The sequence below is a fragment of the Propionicimonas paludicola genome (assembly GCF_002563675.1).
GTDB lineage: Bacteria > Actinomycetota > Actinomycetes > Propionibacteriales > Propionibacteriaceae > Propionicimonas > Propionicimonas paludicola.
The window spans coordinates 2208416-2225653 of the sequence record NZ_PDJC01000001.1 but is presented as its reverse complement, the minus strand read 5'-3'; the positions used below and the strand labels follow the sequence as shown (position 1 = coordinate 2225653).

The following is a 17238-nucleotide window of genomic DNA, read 5'->3' as shown; positions in this document are numbered from 1 at the left end:
CGTGGCCGGTGAGGCTCAGTGCGCGACGTGGAAGCGGCGCCGCGTGTGCCGCGGCTCCTCGATCTCGTCCAGGACGGCCAGGGCCAGGTCCGCGGCCGAGATCTCGGACTTGCCGTTCTCGTCGGAGAGCAGGATGTCGTCGCTGGTCCGGTAGCTGCCGGTGACCGTGCTGGGCACCCAGGAACCGAACTCCGCTGCGGGGCTGACGTAGAACCAGTCCAGGCCCTCGGCTGCGGCCCGGAAGGCCTCGAGCTTGTAGACGCCCAGCTGCATTTCGGCCAGCACGTCGGCCGGCGGGTTGGCCACGTCGATGATCCGCGGTCCGCCCTCGGCGACCAGCAGCGAGCCGGCACCGCCGAGCACGCCGAGTCGGAAGCCGTTCTCGGCGGCGAGCCGGGCGAGATCGTCGAAGATCGCCTCGACCTGGCCGACCATGTCGCCGCGGGGCGAGAGCGCCTCGAAGACCACGTCGGCGCCGGCCACGGCCTGCGCCCGGAAGTCGGCATCCTGCAGGCTGCCGGTGAGGTAGGCGACGCCGTCCAGCGGCTGCTCCGGAGCGCGGCGGGCGACCGCCGTCACCTCATGTCCACGCTTGGCGGCCTCGGCCGCCACTGCGGCGCCACCGTAACCGGTGCCACCGAGGACTGTGATCTTCATGGTTCCCCATTCGTTGTTGTCAAAGACTGCCGCATGAAAGAGCACTGTTGACGGCTCAACTATTCCCGGATCGGGTCAATGATTGTGCGCCGTGCGCGTGATCTCGTCCTCCAGGCTAACCGGGGTGATGTCGGGCAGGGCCGGGCCATGGCCCGGGACCAGCCACCCGGTCGGCAGCTCGGCCAGGGCGTGCAGTGACGTCACGGCCTGGGCGGGCTCGTCGGTGAACGGCGCGGGGGCCAGTCCGCGGCGTCCGGTGAGCACGTCCCGGGTGGTCAGGGCGTCGCCGACGAACAGCGCGCCAACGCTGGCGAAGTGGAAGGCGACGCTGCCGGGGGAGTGGCCGGGCAACCCGATCACCTGCGGCCGACCCGGGACGTCCAGGGTGATCGGCGCCTCGAAGCTGGTCACCTCGGTCAGCCACTCGGTCTTCAGGCCGCCATGGGTCGCCGCATAGCCGAGGAACTGCACCACGGCGAAGGGGCTGGCCTTGCCCCAGCCGGTCTCGGGCTTGGGGCCGCCGGTGGCTCGTCCGGCATCGGCGGCGTGGATGTATGCCGGCACGCCGTGCTCGCGGCGCAGCCGCTCAGCGAAGCCGACGTGGTCGGAGTCGCCGTGGGTGAGCAGGATGGCCGAGATGTCTTCGGGATCGGCTCCGATCGAGCCGAGCTCGCGCAGCAGGGGCTTCCAGTGGCCGGCCAGTCCGGCGTCCACCAGGGTCAGGCCGTCCGGGGTGACCACCAGGTGGCAGGCGACCAGGTCATTGCCGATCCGGTGCAGACCTTCAGCGAGCTTCATGCGAACTCTCCCGTCCTCGGGCCGACCAGCAGCAGGACGGCCTGGTTGGCGACCAGCAGGGCAGCGAAGCCGAGGCCCCACCACAGCTGCCCCGATAGTGCCAGGGTGCCGGCCACGGCGAGCAGGAGGATGGTCCCGACCAGCTCGCGTGAGCTCAGCGGGATCGGGCTGGACGCCTTCGGCGCCAGGAACAGCCCCCAGACAGTGGCCAGCGCGATGGCGCCGGCGATCGCGCCCAGCGGGCGCCAGCCGGAGGGGGCGAACTGAAAGCCCAGGTATCCGGCGGTGGCGACACCGGCCAGCTCCAGGCCGAAGCGAACAGCGAGGTTCAACATCACATCTCCTTCTTGTGATAGCTACGGTACCTAGCTATGATGGCTACACGCAATAGCCAACAGGAGAGGGGGCAGCAATGCCTACTCCAGCACGGACCTCCACGGCGCAGATCGTCGCGGCCGGCCGCAGCCTGGCGTCCGCCGAAGGGCTGGACGCTTTGACCATGCAGCGGGTCGCCGCGCTGGTCGGCGTCCGGGCTCCGTCGCTGTACAAGCGGGTGCCCAGCCGGGCCGCGCTGGTCCGCCTGGTGGCGTCCGATTTGTTGGCCGAGCTGGGTGCCGCGCTGGCCGACAGTGGCGGCTCCGGGGATCCGGAGGCCGACCTCACCCGACTGGCTCACGCCTTCCGCGCCTTCGCCCTGGCTGAACCCGGCATCCTGTCGCTGGTGTTCAGCCCGCTGCCCGCCGAGATGGCCCCGGATCCTCAGGACGTGGCGCGCAGTGTCGAGCCGCTCCTGGTCCTCACCGGAGCGATGGTCGGTCCGCAGCGGGCCTTACCGGCGGCCCGGACCCTCACCGCCTGGATCTCCGGCTTCGCCCGGATGGAGGGGCAGGGCGCCTTCGGGTTGGGCGGCAGCGTCGATGAGGCCTTCGACTTCGGCCTGGACGTCCTGCTGGCCGGTCTGCGAGGAGCTGGATCGGCCCACTGAGCGGCCGGCGTCCTCTGGCTCGCGTGGGCGGCAATGGGGTCGTCCTCGGGCGTGCGGGGTGGCTGGGGTGGACGGTAGTGGAACCGTCCCCGCCGGATGCGGACATGGCAACGCCCCCAGGCCGCTCGGGGGAAGTGTTCCGGCCTGGGGGCGTTGGCTCAGTGGGTCAGCGGGGCGTGAGTCGCCCCGGCCGCTGAGCAAGGGCGATCAGGCGCAACTCCACGGCCGGGTGCCGCGCTTGGCGTACAGCCGGTTGGCCACGGTGACCTGCTCGGCCTTGCTGGCCTTGTGCGGGTAGGACGCGAAGTCGCGACCGCCGTTGGAGCGCCAGGTGCCCAGGTTGAACTGGAGGCCGCCGTAGTAGCCGTTGCCGGTGTTGATGTGCCAGCGTCCGCCGGACTCGCACCGCGCGATCCTGTTCCATAGCTTCATTCGGGCCAGATTGAGCGCCTTGCCCTTGGTGCCGACCTCAACAACCTTGGTCACCGGTGCCAGCAGGACGTTCTCGCTCACCTTCACCTTGGCGGTGACCTTGCCGTTGGCCGTGGTGATCGTGTAGGTCCGCTCGGCGGAACCGAGCTGGCCGGGGGTGATCACCTTGGTGGTGCCCTTGCGCATGGTGTTGTTGGGGATCTTGGTGACCGCGAACGGGATCTTCTCGGTGACGGTCGTGGTGACGGTGACCACCCGGTAGACGGTGATCTTCATCTTCTTCTTGAGCACGGTGCTCAGAGCCGGCTTGACGTAGTCGTCCGGGCCGAGGGTGATCTGGCGAGCCAGCAGCACGTCGGCCACGGTGACCGCGCGGGTCTTGATCCGCTTGGCCTTGGCGGTGCCGACCTTGAGGGTGACGCTCTTCAGCTTGCCGCTCAGGTTCGGGGTTGCCGCCGGGGCCGTGGTGGTGACGCTCGCGGTGGCGTCCACGGTGCCGGCGGGGACGATGGCGTCAGCAGGGGTGCCGCTGGCGCCGACCAGAGCGAGGGTCAAGGCGAGGCCGATCAGAGTCTTCTTCACAGGTTCCGTCCAAGGTGCTCGGGGGTAATCCGCGTGTCAGCCTGCCCTATCCTGAGAAAATGGTCAAGTTTTCTCAGGAAACGTGGGGGTGGCTAGCTCAGGCGCAGGTCCAGGGACGAGTGCCGGCCTTGGCGTAGTACCGGTTGGCAACAGTGATTTGTTCGGCCCGGCTGGCCTGGTGCGGGTAGGCCGCGAAGTCGCGTCCACCGTTGGACTTCCAGGCGGCCAGGTTGAACTGGAGGCCGCCGTAGTAGCCGTTGCCGGTGTTGATCGACCAGTTGCCGCCGGACTCGCAGCGAGCGATCCGATCCCACATGGCCGCCCGGGCCAGGTTGATCCCGGCGCCGTTCCCGGTCACCTTGGAGCCGACAGCGATCACCTGAGCGACCGGCTTGGCCAGCACGGTCTCGCTGACCAGGGAGCGATCGGTCTTCTTCCCGTCGATCTCGACGACCCGGTAGATCCGGGTGGCCTTGCCGGCCTTTCCGGTGCTGACTACGCGAGACTCTCCCAGCCACAGGGTGGGGTCGGACTTCTTCTTGCTGGCGAAGGCGATCGACTCGGTGCGCTGGAGCGTCGAGATCCGGACTCTCTGGACGACCACGCGGTCGCCCTCGGCGAGCACGGCCTGGGTCGACGGGCTGACCCGGTCCTGGGCCCAGGTGGTCACGTTCTGCTCGGCCAGCAGATCGTCCACGGTGTTCGCAGTGGTGGTGATCGAGCGAGTCTTGCCGTCCACCACGAGGCGGACCTGCTTGGGGGTGCTGACGGTCACTTCCAGGCCGGTGCGCGGCACCGGGCTGGCCAGCGCCACCGACGTCCAGGAGCGGTTCAGGTCGGGAACCTTGGCGGCCAGCGCGTCGGCCAGCTCCACCTCGGTGGTCATGAATGTGCCCTCGGAGCCGTCCAGGGTCAAGGTGATCGGCTTGGCATAGCGCACCGTGATCACCGAGCCATTGGAGACCGGAGACTGGGGGGCGGGGGAGACCTGGTCCAGCCCACTCACCGTCACGCCGTTCGCCGACAGGACGTCGGAGACGGTGAGGGCGAAGGTCGACGTCGGGCGTTCCACCCCGTCGACGACCAAGCGGACGTCCTTGTGCAGCGCGGCGCCGGTCGCGACTCCGCCGCCGGTGAGGGCGAGCGTCACCGCAGCGGTGGCGAGGTGCTTGAAAGCCAAGAGAAATCCCCCAGGGATAGGCAACTGGTTTGATCAGCGTGCCCGATCCTGAGAGCTCGGTCAAATTCTCTCAGGAATCTCCCTGGGGGATTCCGTGTCGGTGTGGTCCTCGATCAGAGGATGTCGGCCGCCTTCGCCTTGGCCAGCCGCTGGGCCACATCGGCCCAGTTGACGACGTTCCACCAGGACTTCACGTAGTCAGCCTTGACGTTCTTGTACTGCAGGTAGAACGCGTGCTCCCACATGTCCAGCTGGAGCACCGGCAGCTGCCCGACCGGCAGGTTGTTCTGCTGGTCGTAGAGCTGGTTGATGTTCAGTCGCTTGCCCAGGGTGTCCCAGACCAGCATCGCCCAGCCGGAGCCCTGCAGCGAGTTGGCTGCGGCCTCGAACTGGCCCTTGAAGCCGGTGAACGAACCGAAGAACTCGTCGATCGCGGAGCCGACCTCACCCTCGGGCTCGCCGCCGCCGTTGGGCGACATGTTCTTCCAGAAGACCGAGTGGTTGATGTGGCCACCCAGGTGGAAGGCCAGGTCCTTCTCCAGCTTGGGAATCGCCGCGAAGTCGGCCTTTTCGCGCGCTTCGGCGAGCTTCTCCAGAGCGGTGTTCGCGCCGGCCACATAGGCGGCGTGATGCTTGCTGTGGTGCAGCTCCATGATCTCTCCCGAGATCGACGGGGCGAGTGCACCGTAGTCGTAGTCGAGATCCGGCAGGGTGTAGGCCATCTTTGCGTTCCCTTCGTAGCGGTCTATGGCAATCATTCGCCTCAACCCTGCTACCCGGCTGGCTATTCCGGTCGCGTCGGTGCGGCAATTGCTTCCGAGATCAGGTGCGGAGGGGCGGCGTGCGGCACGACCCGGGCCGATGGGCTCCGGGTCGGCTCCGGCGTGGCCGCGTCCTCGGCGAAGACTGCCGGACGCGCCGCGCGGCGCAGGATCCGGAGCAGTGGCACTCCGAGCAGCATGATCAGGGCGGCGTTGGTCAGGGCCCGGCCCAGGTTCCAGCCCATCGAGGTGGCGATGTTGTACAGGACGAACCGGTGCAGGTTCTCCAGTGCGCCCAGGCTGGCGTCGAAGGAGATCTGGGTCTCGTTGCCGATCCCGTAGGGCCAGAACGAGAAGTCCATCACCCAGCCGTAGGCGAAGGCCGAGACCATCCCATAGCCGGCCAGCAGCCAGATCTCGGCCCACCCCTTCGCCTTCGGCAGCAGCCCTGCGAACAGGCCCACGAAACCGGCCGACAGCATCTGGTAGGGCAGCCACGGCCCGACTCCGGAGGTGATCAGCGCCGAAGTGAACAAGGTGATGGCTCCCAGCGCGAAGCCGAAGCCGGCCCCGAACACTCGTCCGGCCAGGATCATCAGGAAGAAGATCAGTTCGAAGCCCGCGGTTCCGGCGCTCAGCGGACGCAGCACCGTCCCCACCGCGGCCAGGACGCCGAGCATGGCCAGCGTGCGGGCGTCCATCCGGCCACCGGCCACCTCGGACAGCACTACAGCCAGCATGGCGGCCAGGGCCAGGGCGAACATGATCGGCGCCTGGGTCGGCGACATCCCCGACTCCGGGCGCAGGAACAGTGGCCAGCTGAACGCGATGACTCCCATCACCACCGCGACCGCCAATGCCACCGAGATCCGTCGCCGCTCCATCACAACCCCCTGGCCACGTCGTCGGGGGTGAGGATCCGGGCCGGTGCGAAGACCTTGGCCATCTGCGGCGCGTAGGCGGGCGAGGAGGTGAGCAGTGCGGAGGTGCTGCCGTCGGCGATCAGCTCGCCGTCGGACATCAGGATGGTGCGCTCGCTGACCGCGGCCGCGAACTCGACGTCGTGGGTACTGATCAGCACGGCCACTCCGGTTGCGGCCAGTTCGGAGATGATCCGGCGCAGTTCGGCCTTGGCCCGGTAGTCCAGGCCTCGGGTCGGCTCGTCCAGCAGCAGCACCGGTGGGCGCGCGGCCAGTTGGACGGCCAGCACCAGCGCCAGCCGCTGGCCTTCGGACAGATCCCGAGGATCGCGATCGGCGGCCAGCCGCACCCCGAGAGAGTCCAGCAGGGCGGCGGTGGTTCCGGGCTCGGCGTCGCTCTCCCGGTCGGCCTGGTCGCACTCGGTGGCCACGCTGGGCAGGTAGAGCAGGTCGGCGGCGGTCTGCGGCACCAAGGTGACCAGTCGCCGGGCCTCGGCCGCGCCGAGCCGACGCGGGTCGTGTCCGTCCACGTCGAGGTCTCCGGCGCAGCTCAGCGCGCCTTGCAGGGCCCACAGCAACGACGACTTGCCGGCCCCATTGCGTCCGAGAAGGGCGGTGATGCTGCCTTCATGGAGTTCGAGGTCGACGCCGGCCACTGCGACGGTCTGCCCGTAGCGGACCTCGATCCCGTGCGCGGCCAGGGCGACCGGACCGGTGACGGCCGTCCGTACCGGGGGTGGGCTGGGCAGCAGCCCTGCGGTGAGCACCCGGCGCCGGGCCTCCCGGACGCTCAGTGGCACGTCGGGCCAACCCGCGGCCCGGGCCAGTTCGGCCAGCGGGGGACGGACGCTGGCTCGAGTGAGCACTTGGCGCGGTTCGCCGTGCACCAGACTGCCGTCACCGGGCAGCCAGATCATCGAGTCGGCCGCCTGCATGACCCGCTCGAGTCGATGTTCGGCCAGCACCACGGTCAGCCCCACCTCGTGGACCAGGGTGGAGATCGCCGAGAGGACGTCCTGGGCTGCGGTGGGGTCCAGGGCCGAGGTCGGTTCGTCCAGCACCAGCACCCGCGGCTGAGCGGCCAGTACGGCGGCGATCGCGACCCGCTGCTGCTGGCCACCGGACAGGTCGAGCAGCGGACGACGACGCAACTCGGCGATGCCCATCAGATCGAGGGTCTCCTCGACCCGCTTGCGCATGGCGGTCGGGTTGATCCCGAGCTGCTCCATGCCGTAGGCGACCTCGTCCTCGACGGTGTCGGTGACGAAACCGCGCAGCGGATCTTGGCCCACGTAGCCGACCACGTCAGCCAGATCGCGGGGACGGTACTTGGCCGTGTCGCGGCCATCCACCAGGACCCGGCCGCGGAGCAGCCCGCCGGTGAAGTGCGGCACCAGGCCGTTGATCGCGCCCAACAGGGTGGACTTGCCGGAGCCGGTGGTTCCCACCACCAGGCATAGGTCGCCTTCGGGCAGTTCGAAAGACACGCGATCCAGCACCGGAGCATCAGCTTCGGCGTAGCTCACCGACACCTGCTCGAAGCGGATCACTGCAGCACCAGCTCGCGTTCGGATCGTGGCCGTAGCGAGCGGATCTGGGTGTCGTTGCGCACCGACTCGGTCTGCACCGATGCCCGCGCCCGGCTCAGCGGGATCGGCGCCAGCACCAGGGCGATCAGGACCAGCATCGGCAGGCTCACGCTCGGCCAGGACAACGGGTCCGTGGTCGGGAACAGGGCCGCCGGATCCAGCAGGCCGGCCAGGGTCGGGCTCAGCAGGTCCGGGTTCAGCCAGCCCAGGCCGAGCACGATCACCGCGGCCAGCACCCCGCTGGCGGCGATCAGCGCGTCCCGGCCACGCCAGGGCAGCGGACGGTAGCTGGTCACCTGCAGGCGGCGTCCGGCCAGCCGCAGGCCCAGCACCGTACCGAACAGCCCAGCCGCCAACAACAGGCAGGCGACCTGCCAGTAGTCGGTGCTGAGCAGCAGAAAGACCCCGATGGTGGCGGCCATCGAGGAGCTCAACATGAGCGGCAGAGTGCCCTTGGTGGGCAGGCCGCGGGTGCGCGCGAAGCCGCGCGACTCCATGCCGGCGGCAAGCGCCATCGAGCGATCGATGGCGTCGGCCAGCACGGGCATGGCAATGGTGGCCAAGGCTTTCAGGTTGGTCGCCGAGTCTCCGCGCAGTCGGCGAGCCCGGCGGACCCGCTGCACGCTCTCGATCAGCTGCGGGGCCACGCTGAGCGCGATCACCACGGCCACCGATGCCTCGTACAGCGCGGCCGGTACTGAACGCAGCGCCTGCCGCGGGTTGGCCAGAGCATTGGCCGCCCCGATGGCCAGCAGCATCACCGCGAGCCGCAGCGCGTCGTAGAGGGTGCCGGTGAGCGCCTCGGCGGTCACCGCGCCGCCCAGCTGGATGCCGGCCGCCCATTCCGGAAGGGGGATCCGGGGCAGTTCGAAGATGACGGTCTCACCGCGTCCGCTGCCCAGCACGATCTGGAAGAACATCCGCATCCCGATCACGAAGGCGCTGAGCAGCAGGTAGGCCCGCACCGAGCGCGCCCAGGGGGCATCGCTGCGTCGCAGCATCACCACCGTGACTATGGCGGTGGCGATCAGGGCGAGCAGCAGCGGATTGGTGGTGCCACTGACGGCGATCCCGATTCCGATCGCCCAACACCACCATGCCCAGGGATGCACTCGGTTCAGCGGCGTCGTCCCTTCACGAGCCACCAACCGCCCAGGCCGCCGGCGGCGGCGATCACGGCGATCCCGGCGGCGATGGTGCCGGTCGGGCTGCCGGAGGCAGGAGGTGTGGCTTCGGCCGTCGGAGCCTCGGCGGCCACGGCGGACATGTTCGCGGTGGTCGTCGATGCGACGGCGGACGGGGTGAGGATCGACTCCGCGGTGCTCGGCGAGGCCGAGGTGCTGGCTGTTGCCTTGGCGGTCGCCTTGGCTGTGCCGCTGGCCGACGCCGTGCTGGACGCCGTGGCCTTCTTGGTCGGCTTCGGGCTCGCCTTGGTGGGGGTCGGGCTGGGCGTCGGCTCGGTGGTGCCGGCGGTCGGCGCCCCGGCCCGCGGCGCCACCTTACCTTCGCTCAACGACTGGTAACGCCAGCCCTCGGCGTTGCCCTGCGACGGGTGGTAGGCGTCGGCACCCAGGCTGGAGTAGCTCCAGTCGGAGTAGCTGCCGTCGGCCTGCCGGGTGGCATGCCAGTAGGACCAGTAGGCCTTGCTGGGGTCGGACTTGCCGCTGGGCCTGCCGCCGATCTTGAGGATGAAGCCGTTGTCGATGGTCACCGAGAAGCCGGCGCTGCGCAGCGCCTTGGTGCCGGTGCTGAAACCATCGCGGGCACAAGAGGCCTGGGGCGCCCGGGTGCCGTCATCGACGACCACCCAGACGCCACTGCAACTCACCGCGGCCGGCAGGGGTGCGGCCTGCGCGGGGACAGCCGCCACCGGGCCGACGGCGAGGATCGCCGTCAGCCCAGCAGCGAGGAGGCGATGCCTCACTTGGTGACCTTCGGGGTCGACAGCGAGGTGCGGACCGCCGTCTGGAGACCGGAGCCGCTGGCCGTGATGCTGACCTTGATGGTCTTGCCCTTGTCAGCCTTCTTCAGCTGGTAGGTCTTCCCGGTGGCCTTCGCGATCGGCTTCCCGCTGCGGAACCAGCGGTAGCTGAACTTGTCCGGCTTCGGGGACCAGGTTCCGGTGACGACAGTCAGCTTCTTGCCCACCTTCGTGACGCCACTGATGGTCGGGCGCGGAGCCGAGGTGTAGGCCTTTGGCGGCTTCACCGAGGGAGTCGGTGCCGGGCTCGCGGTCCACGGAATGCTGCTCGGGATCCAGAGATGGGCCTCGGCCACGCCCTTGACCGGGTGCGAACTTGCCGGTCCGGTCTGGGCGTAGTCCCAGGCGCTCCAGGTGCCGGTGGCCGGGTCGAGAGTCGAGGTCCAGTAGCTCCAATAGCCCGAGCCGAAGGTGGTGTCGCAGCCGGCCGGGAACGAGCGGATCTGGCAGATCGACGGCCCGAACTGCGTGCTGAAGGTCTTCACCGAGAAGCCGGCGCTGGCCAGGGCCGCAGCGCCGGTGGCGTACGTCGTCGCGCAGCGGGTTGCCACCTGGCCATTGCCGCGGTCGACCACAACCCAGACGCCGGAGCAGGAGGTGGTCGCGGAAAGCATGGCCGGCGGCGTGCTGCCGCACGCGGCGAGCTTCAGCGACACCGTCGACAGGTTCGTCCCGCTGAGCAGCCACAGCGCCTCGGAGGTCGCCATCAGGTTGGACCGGGTGCCGCCGAGGCTGTTGGCGAACCCGCCGTCCTTCAGCTGCACTCCGGTCAGCCACGCGCGCGCGGCGGCGGACGCCGAGTCGCTGCCGACGGCGGCGAGAGCCGAACCCATCAGGCCGGTCGAGTCGACCGGGGAGTAGTTGTCCCAGTAGCCGGCACCGGTCTGGTGATCGGTCGCCCAGCTGATGGCGTCGCTGAGCGCGGACTGCTCGGCCTTCGAGTCGGCGATGGCCCGCAGCGCGATGATGGCCAGCGCCGTCGAGTCGGGATCGTTCTGGCCGAAGGAGCCATCCTTGTTCTGCTGGGAGAGCAGTCGGGTGACCATGCTGTCGGGGATCGTGGCGCCGGTTCGGTCGAGCGCGATCAGGGCCAGCGCCTGCGAGAACGGGTAGCCACCGACGTCGCCATTGCTGGGCAGGTTCTTGGTGATCGCCGCGACCAGGTTCTGCTTGGCGAACTTCGTCGGGTTCAGGCCGAGGGCGTCGACGGCGATAGCGAGCTTGGCGGCCGCTGCGGGCTTGCCCTTGATGTAGCTCTGCGCTTGGCCTTCGAGGTGGCTCACCAGAGTCCGCAGCGGGGCGGCGTAGGTGCACTGGCCGGTGCCGGCCAGACCGAGGGCCGAATCGATGTTGCTGCTGGTCTGGCTCTTGCTCGGAAGATGAGTGGCCACATAGTTCGCAGCGGAGTTGGTGGCGACGTCGGCCATGTCGGCGACGGCCAAGGGGGCAGGGGCGGCGACGAGGCCGACCAGGGCGACGGCTACTGCAGACCCGGCAGCCAGCCATCGACGGAGAGTATGGAACACCTAGGAGTCCTTTCGCGCGGGGCAAATGAGGACTCCGGCCCACAACAGGCGCGTCCGGCTCACCCCGTATGCCTCGACGGGTTGATGTTGAGCCAAAACCAGGCGGGCATTCCGACTTGGCCGGTGAAAGCCGGCGTCACGGCTGCGGGTCAGTCCCGGATTCTCACCGGGTTCCCCCACATTGGTTCAGGTGGTGAAACCATAACTCAGATCCGGCCGGGTGCCGAGTGGGGGCAGGCAAAACGGGCACCGGCGAACCGGTGCCCGTCTCAGGTGGTGGGGGTGGGTCAGGCTTGTGGCTTGTCCTCGCCGTCGATCAGACCTTTGATTGCATTGGTGGCCTCGTCGGCCGCCTTCTTGGCATTCTCGGGGAAGTCCGCGGCGAAGTCCTTGACCGCCGTGGTGGCGTCGTCTGCGAACTTCTTCGCATTCTCCGGGAGGTCTCCAGCCAGATCCTTGGCCTTCTCCACGGCCTCGCCGGTGAAGTCCTTAGCCTTGTCAAAGGCGTCTTCGGCGAAGTCGCCGGCCTTCTCGCCGAACTCCTTGGCCTTGCCGATCAGGCCGCCCAGGAAGCCTTCGGTGTCACTCATGATGGACCTCAATTCTTGATGTGGCGAATCTAGTCCAATTCTAGGCGGCCTGACGAACCTCCAGAAGGCGGAAGCCCTTCGCACTGCCGATCCGTTGACAATCGAAGCCCGAGTCGTTGAGCCAGACCTGCAGCGAGTCGGCGCCGAGGTTGCGTCCGACCACCAAGACGGCGCGTCCGGCCGGAGTCAGCCGGGGCAGCCAGGTCAGCAGCAACTCGTGCAGGGCCTGCTTGCCGATCCGGATCGGTGGGTTCGACCAGATCTCGTCGTAGCGGACGTCCGGATCGACCTGATCAGGCAGCAGCGGACGCACCCGGTCGGCGACCTCGTGATGGCGGGCATTCTCGGCGGTCAGGGCCAGGGCCCGTTCGTTGACGTCCACGGCGTCCACCGAGACGCCGGGGACGGCGCTGGCCAGCGCGATCGCCAAGACGCCGTAGCCGCAGCCCAGATCCAGGGCGCGAGTGGCGTCGGTCGGTGGGATCACCTCGCGGAGCAGCACCGCCGTGCCCTGATCCAGGCTGTCGTAGGAGAAGACGCCGTCGGCGGTGGTGAACTCCCAGTCGGTGTCCCAGAAGTGGGCAGTGATCTGCCGACGGTGCTCCGGAGTTGTCGGGGTGTGGAAGTAGTGGCTCATCAGTCCTCCAGGCTGCGTCGGGCCTTGGCTTGGCTCACTCGGGCGGCCAGCTCGTCATCGCTGGGGTAGCCGACCTGCTCCAGGACCAGGCCGTGGGCGGGCATCACCGGCACTTCGCCGCTGCGCTGGTCGGCGGCCAGCAGCCCGGCCAGCCAGTCGGGGCTGCGCCGTCCGGTGGCCACCTCGACCAGGGCTCCGGTCAGCGAGCGGACCATCGAGTGACAGAACGCGTCGGCCCGGACGTGCAGCTCCACCCGTCCGTCCGGGAGCCGGTGGGCGGCCAACTGCTGCAGCTCGCGGACGCTGGTGGCACCTTCGCGGAACCGGCAGAAGGCCACGAAGTCGTGCAGGCCGAGCAGCGGCTGAGCGGCCCGGTTCAGCAACTCGAGGTCGAGCGGCTGCTTGACTCGGGCCGTGGTGAAGCGATCCAGCGGGTCCAGGTCGGCGTCGGCGAGTCGATAGACGTAGTGCCGCCAGATCGCGGCGAATCGGGCGTCGAAGCCGTCCGGGGCGATCGAGACTCGCCGGACGGTCACATCCTCGGGCAGGGCGGCCCGCAGCCGGCGCTGAAGGGTCGCGACCACGGCGTCCGGATCGGGCAGGTCGAGGTCGAGGTGAGCCACCTGGCCGCGGGCGTGGACCCCGGCGTCGGTGCGTCCGGCGCAGGTCAGCTCGGGTGGGGTGGGCAGCCGAAGCACTCGGCCGATCCAGGTCTCGAGTTCGCCCTGGACGGTGCGCAGGCCGGGCTGGCCGGCCCAGCCGTGGAAGCCGGTGCCGTCGTAGCTGATGTCGAGGCGGTAGCGGGTCATCGCCGGTAGCTCAGGTCGTAGATCTCGCGGCCCGCGCTGCGTCCGCGCTGCTCGTACTTGGTCACCGGACGCAGTTCCCACCGCGGCGCCCAGCCGTCGTGCTCGTTAGTCAGGCCGGCATCGGCGTCCAACACCTCGCGCATTGCTTCGGCGTAGTCGGCCCAGTCGGTGGCCAGCCGCCAGCGTCCGGCGGGAACCAGTCGGGAGCCGACCAGGGCCGCGAACTCCGGGCTGACCAGGCGTCGCTTGTGGTGCCGGACCTTGTGCCAGGGATCAGGGAAGAAGGTCCACAACTCGCTGATCGTGGCCGGCTCGAAGACGGTGGCCAGCGCCTGGGCTCCGTCGGCGATCACCAGCCGGACGTTGCTGACCCCATGCCGGGCCAGCCGGCCCAGCGTGGACGCCACGGCCGGGGTGTACACCTCGAAGGCGATCACGTTGGCATGCGGATGGGCCTCGGCCAGCGCGGTGACGGCGTGCCCGGTGCCCGAGCCGATCTCGACCAGCAGTGGGGCCTCGCGTCCGAAGACGCCGGCCCAGTCGATCTGCGCATCGGTGGCGATCGAGGTCACTCGCTCGCCGGCCGGCAGCTCGACCACCCAGTCGTCGTGGTAGAGGTCCCAGGCGCGCTGTTGGGCGGCGTTCATCCGTCCGCTGCGCCGGACGTAGCTGACCACGTCGCGGTGGATGCGTTCGGACATGGCGGCCATTCTAGAGTGGCGCCTCGGTGTCCATACTGTCTATAGTGTCTATACACAGATAGAAGGAGTCCTGGATGCGGGTCGTCATCTCGAACACCGCGGAAAGCCCGCTGTACGAGCAGATCGCCGAGCAGGTCAAAGCGGCGATTCTGACCGGCGAGCTGGCCGACGGCGACCAGCTGCCGTCGGTGCGCGGGCTGGCCCGCGACCTGCGGATCAGCGTGATCACCACCAGCCGGGCGTACTCCGAGCTGGAGGCGTCCGGCTTCATCACCAATGTCCAGGGCCGGGGCGCCTATGTGCTGCCGATCGACTCTCAGCTGGTCCGTGAGCAGCTGTTGCGCCAGATCGAGACCGCCCTCGGGCACGCCGTCGACCACGCCCGGCTGGCCGGGCTGGATCGGGCCGAGCTGATCGCCATGCTGGATGCGCTTCTCGTCGAGGAGGGGCACCGATGAGCGACTACGCACTGCGGCTGGACGGCGTCCGGGTGCAGCGGGGCAGCTTCGAACTGCAGGTCGATCTGGAGCTTCCCGAGGGCTACATCATGGGGCTGGTCGGCCCGAACGGGGCCGGCAAGACCACGACCATCCGGACGATCCTGGGGATGCTGACTCCCGCCGCCGGCACCGTAGAGGTGCTCGGCCAGCGGCTGCCGGCGCCGGCCGGGCTGCGCGAGCAGATCGGGGTGGTGCTGGATCAGGCCAGCCTGGTCGAGCAGTGGCGGCTGACCCAGGTCGAACAGGCGCTGGCCCCCTTCTATCAAGCCTGGGACCGCAACGGCTACGCCGACCTGCTCAAGCGGTTCGGGCTCAGCCCGTCCGCGCGAGTGGGGGAGCTGTCCCGGGGGATGAGCATGAAGCTGCAGGTGGCGATCGCCTTGTCGCACGGCGCTCGGCTGCTGGTGCTGGACGAGCCGACCTCGGGGCTGGATCCGGTGGCCCGCGATGAGCTGACCGGGATCCTGGGGGAGTTCCTGGTATCGGAGCGGCACAGCGTGCTGTTCTCCACCCACATCACCTCCGACCTGGAGCGGGTGGCCGACCAGATCACCTTCCTGCATGAGGGACGGGTCTGGTTCAGCGGCGCCACCGACGATCTCCGGGATGCCTACCGGCTGGTCCGCACCGGCCCGGACGGCATCGACCCCGCGATCATCGAATGCCATGGGCTGCGCCGCAGCCCGACCACCGCGGAGGCGCTGGTGCCGTCCGCCGAGGTCGGGTTGCTCGGCTCGGGGGCTGTGGTGGAGCGGCCCAGTCTGGATCAGATCGTGGTGCACCTGGCCAGCAAGGAGGTGGTGGCATGACCGGGCTCAGTGCCGCGATGCGGCTCGACCTGTGGGTGCTTCGTCCCTACGTCCGGCAACTCGGCGCGTTCGTGGTGGCCATGTTGATCTTCGGGTTCTTCACCGGTTGGGGGAGTAATGGCCTGATCATCGCGGCCATCTATGCCGCACCGCTGGCCAGCTACCCGTTCGCGGCGTCGGAGAAGAGTCGGCTGGAGACCATGTACGCCTCGCTGCCGGTGGACCGACCGACCCTGATTCTCTCGAGGTACCTCGTGACCACCGGCATCTGGGTCGGCCTGACTGCGGCCTTCGCGGCATTGGGCCTGATGGGTGGGTTGCGCGGCACGACCGATGAACCCCAGGCCTGGGCCATGCTGCTGCCGCTGGCGGCGCTCCTCTACGCGGTGCTGGTCGGCATCCAGCTGCCGGTGATGTACCGCTACGGCTACACCAGCTCGCGAATGTTCGCCTATCTGCCGCTGCTGCTGGTAGCTGCCGTGATCGGGTTCGCCGGTGCGGTCGCTCCGAAGTTCCTTGAGGGCTTCTTCCTGGGTTGGGCGGCGCTCCCGTCCTGGTTTGGCTGGCTGGTGGCGGCCGGGCTCCTGGTCGCCTCCTACTTCGTCTCGGTGCGCACTGCGCGGCTCTCCGGCTGACTCCGGACGGCTTCTGCTTCGTCCCACCTTGCGGGTTGGCGTCGACCTGGGCGGATCGTTCTCGGCCTCCGTGGTCGGGCTGGGCGAGTGCGTTCCGTTGCGCAGGGCTTGGGGTCAAGGGATACGGCTTTCGAACGATCCGCCCGGGCCGACTCTTCCTGCTCCCGAGTGCTGGGTCGACATCGACCTGGGCGGGTCGTTCTCGGACTGCGTGGTCGGGTGGGGTGTGTGGGTGCGGTTGGGCGGTGCTTGGGGTCAAGGGATACGGCTTTCGAACGATCCGCCCGGGCCGACTCTTCCTGGCTCCACGTGCTGGCTCGGCATCGACCTGGGCGGATCATTCTCGGCCTCCGTGGTCGGATTGGGGTTGGGTGCGAGCGGCGGGCCGTGGGCTCAGGGATACGGCTGTCGGGCGATCCGCCTAGGCCGACACCTCTGGCGCGTCAAAGGTGGACGGGTGCCGGAGATTGGCCGCGGGCGATGGCTCGGATCTAGGCTGGCGGGATGGTCTTCGACCTCAACTTGTTTCTGACCACCGCGGTGACGCTGTTCGTCATCGTCGACCCGCCCGGTCTGCTGCCGGTGTTCCTGGGCCTGACTAACTCGTTCACCCTCGAGCAGCGCAAGCGCGCCGGCGACAAGGCGTCCGCTGTTGCCTTCGGTGTGATCGCGCTGTTCGCCCTGTTCGGGCGGCAGATCCTGGACTACCTCCAGGTGTCGGTGCCGGCCATGCAGGTCTCCGGCGGACTGCTGCTCTTGCTGATCGCCCTCGAGCTGCTGATGGGTCACGGCGAGGATCCGGTGTTGCACGACAACGTGAACGTCGCCATCGTGCCGCTGGGCACTCCGCTGATGGCGGGGCCCGGTGCGATCGCCGCCAGCATGTTGGCCGTCCAGAAGGCGCCCGGGCTGGCCGGCTACGTGACCGTGGGTCTGGCCCTGGTCGTGGTGATGTTCCTGGTCTGGCTGTTCCTGCGGTTCGCCGAGCGGATCCGTTCAGTGCTCCGCGAAGGCGGCACGGTGCTGGCCTCGCGGATCGCCGGCCTGCTGCTGAGTGCGATCGCTGCTCAGATGATGGCGGACGGAATCTTCGGCTTCATCGCCGCCCACTGACCTCCAGCGGGCGGCTCAACTCCCGGCGAGTGC

The 17238-nt window shown here is 69.0% G+C and carries 20 protein-coding genes and 1 riboswitch; of the genes, 5 read left to right on the top strand and 15 right to left on the bottom strand.

The genetic code is table 11. The annotated features are described in order from the left end of the window. Window positions 1–15: 15 nt before the first annotated feature. The 3 genes from ATK74_RS10380 to ATK74_RS10370 all read right to left on the bottom strand — a co-directional run bounded on the left by ATK74_RS10380 (window position 16) and on the right by ATK74_RS10370 (window position 1790). Entirely contained in the window at window positions 16–657 is a 642-nt protein-coding gene (locus ATK74_RS10380) for an NAD(P)-dependent oxidoreductase (RefSeq protein ID WP_098460958.1), read from the bottom strand. Window positions 658–732: 75 nt separating this feature from the next. After that, window positions 733–1455, bottom strand: coding sequence for an MBL fold metallo-hydrolase (locus ATK74_RS10375; RefSeq protein ID WP_098460957.1), 723 nt, complete (start codon window positions 1453–1455; stop codon window positions 733–735). Next, complete coding sequence (locus tag ATK74_RS10370) at window positions 1452–1790, bottom strand: YrdB family protein (protein WP_098460956.1); 339 nt, start codon at window positions 1788–1790, stop codon at window positions 1452–1454. Before ATK74_RS10370 ends, ATK74_RS10375 begins: the two co-directional genes overlap by 4 nt. Window positions 1791–1867: 77 nt before the next feature. Between ATK74_RS10370 and ATK74_RS10365 the strand changes: the two genes are divergently transcribed. Beyond that, window positions 1868–2440 carry a TetR/AcrR family transcriptional regulator gene (locus ATK74_RS10365; protein WP_098460955.1) on the top strand — a complete coding sequence of 191 codons (573 nt, stop codon included), beginning with the start codon at window positions 1868–1870 and terminating at the stop codon, window positions 2438–2440. A gap of 207 nt (window positions 2441–2647) precedes the next feature. Here ATK74_RS10365 and ATK74_RS15685 read toward each other — a convergent pair whose 3' ends face one another. From ATK74_RS15685 to trmB, 12 genes are all read right to left on the bottom strand, one after another. After that, window positions 2648–3454 (bottom strand): resuscitation-promoting factor, encoded by an 807-nt coding sequence (locus tag ATK74_RS15685; protein WP_098460954.1) that lies wholly within the window; start codon window positions 3452–3454, stop codon window positions 2648–2650. Between the two features lie 97 nt (window positions 3455–3551). Next, the gene (locus ATK74_RS15680; RefSeq protein ID WP_169923815.1) at window positions 3552–4634 is read right to left on the bottom strand and encodes a resuscitation-promoting factor; all 1083 of its coding nucleotides are present in this window, start codon (window positions 4632–4634) and stop codon (window positions 3552–3554) included. A gap of 113 nt (window positions 4635–4747) precedes the next feature. Continuing rightward, window positions 4748–5356 carry a superoxide dismutase gene (locus tag ATK74_RS10350; protein WP_098460952.1) on the bottom strand — a complete coding sequence of 203 codons (609 nt, stop codon included), beginning with the start codon at window positions 5354–5356 and terminating at the stop codon, window positions 4748–4750. A gap of 62 nt (window positions 5357–5418) precedes the next feature. Continuing rightward, the gene (locus tag ATK74_RS10345) at window positions 5419–6279 is read right to left on the bottom strand and encodes an ECF transporter S component (protein WP_098460951.1); all 861 of its coding nucleotides are present in this window, start codon (window positions 6277–6279) and stop codon (window positions 5419–5421) included. Beyond that, entirely contained in the window at window positions 6279–7865 is a 1587-nt protein-coding gene (locus ATK74_RS10340; RefSeq protein ID WP_098460950.1) for an ABC transporter ATP-binding protein, read from the bottom strand. The genes ATK74_RS10345 and ATK74_RS10340 overlap by 1 nt, the downstream gene beginning before the upstream one ends. Continuing rightward, window positions 7862–9016 carry a CbiQ family ECF transporter T component gene (locus ATK74_RS10335; RefSeq protein WP_143483631.1) on the bottom strand — a complete coding sequence of 385 codons (1155 nt, stop codon included), beginning with the start codon at window positions 9014–9016 and terminating at the stop codon, window positions 7862–7864. The genes ATK74_RS10340 and ATK74_RS10335 overlap by 4 nt, the downstream gene beginning before the upstream one ends. A gap of 5 nt (window positions 9017–9021) precedes the next feature. After that, a complete protein-coding gene (locus tag ATK74_RS10330; RefSeq protein ID WP_098460948.1) occupies window positions 9022–9828 on the bottom strand; it encodes a hypothetical protein in 807 nt (268 codons plus the stop codon). Then, window positions 9825–11411 carry a terpene cyclase/mutase family protein gene (locus ATK74_RS10325; RefSeq protein WP_098460947.1) on the bottom strand — a complete coding sequence of 529 codons (1587 nt, stop codon included), beginning with the start codon at window positions 11409–11411 and terminating at the stop codon, window positions 9825–9827. The genes ATK74_RS10330 and ATK74_RS10325 overlap by 4 nt, the downstream gene beginning before the upstream one ends. A gap of 84 nt (window positions 11412–11495) precedes the next feature. Then, window positions 11496–11636: riboswitch (cobalamin riboswitch) on the bottom strand. A gap of 62 nt (window positions 11637–11698) precedes the next feature. Further along, window positions 11699–12001, bottom strand: a complete 303-nt coding sequence (locus ATK74_RS10320; protein ID WP_098460946.1) for a hypothetical protein — start codon at window positions 11999–12001, stop codon at window positions 11699–11701. 40 nt (window positions 12002–12041) lie between these two features. Further along, complete coding sequence (locus ATK74_RS10315; RefSeq protein WP_098460945.1) at window positions 12042–12638, bottom strand: class I SAM-dependent methyltransferase; 597 nt, start codon at window positions 12636–12638, stop codon at window positions 12042–12044. Then, window positions 12638–13447: a tRNA pseudouridine(38-40) synthase TruA gene (truA, locus tag ATK74_RS10310; RefSeq protein WP_098460944.1), complete on the bottom strand. Its 810-nt coding sequence runs from the start codon at window positions 13445–13447 to the stop codon at window positions 12638–12640. Before truA ends, ATK74_RS10315 begins: the two co-directional genes overlap by 1 nt. Beyond that, complete coding sequence (trmB, locus tag ATK74_RS10305) at window positions 13444–14148, bottom strand: tRNA (guanosine(46)-N7)-methyltransferase TrmB (protein ID WP_098460943.1); 705 nt, start codon at window positions 14146–14148, stop codon at window positions 13444–13446. The genes truA and trmB overlap by 4 nt, the downstream gene beginning before the upstream one ends. 74 nt (window positions 14149–14222) lie before the next feature. On the opposite strand from trmB, the gene ATK74_RS10300 reads away from it, so the two are divergent. The 4 genes from ATK74_RS10300 (at window position 14223) to ATK74_RS10285 (ending at window position 17205) form a co-directional block, all read left to right on the top strand. Then, complete coding sequence (locus ATK74_RS10300) at window positions 14223–14606, top strand: GntR family transcriptional regulator (RefSeq protein ID WP_098460942.1); 384 nt, start codon at window positions 14223–14225, stop codon at window positions 14604–14606. Further along, window positions 14603–15457, top strand: coding sequence for an ABC transporter ATP-binding protein (locus ATK74_RS10295; RefSeq protein ID WP_098460941.1), 855 nt, complete (start codon window positions 14603–14605; stop codon window positions 15455–15457). The genes ATK74_RS10300 and ATK74_RS10295 overlap by 4 nt, the downstream gene beginning before the upstream one ends. Beyond that, complete coding sequence (locus ATK74_RS10290; RefSeq protein ID WP_169923814.1) at window positions 15454–16092, top strand: ABC-2 transporter permease; 639 nt, start codon at window positions 15454–15456, stop codon at window positions 16090–16092. Before ATK74_RS10295 ends, ATK74_RS10290 begins: the two co-directional genes overlap by 4 nt. Window positions 16093–16596: 504 nt before the next feature. Beyond that, on the top strand, window positions 16597–17205 hold the full coding sequence (locus ATK74_RS10285; RefSeq protein WP_098460939.1) for a MarC family protein: 609 nt from the start codon (window positions 16597–16599) through the stop codon (window positions 17203–17205). Window positions 17206–17238 lie beyond the last annotated feature (33 nt).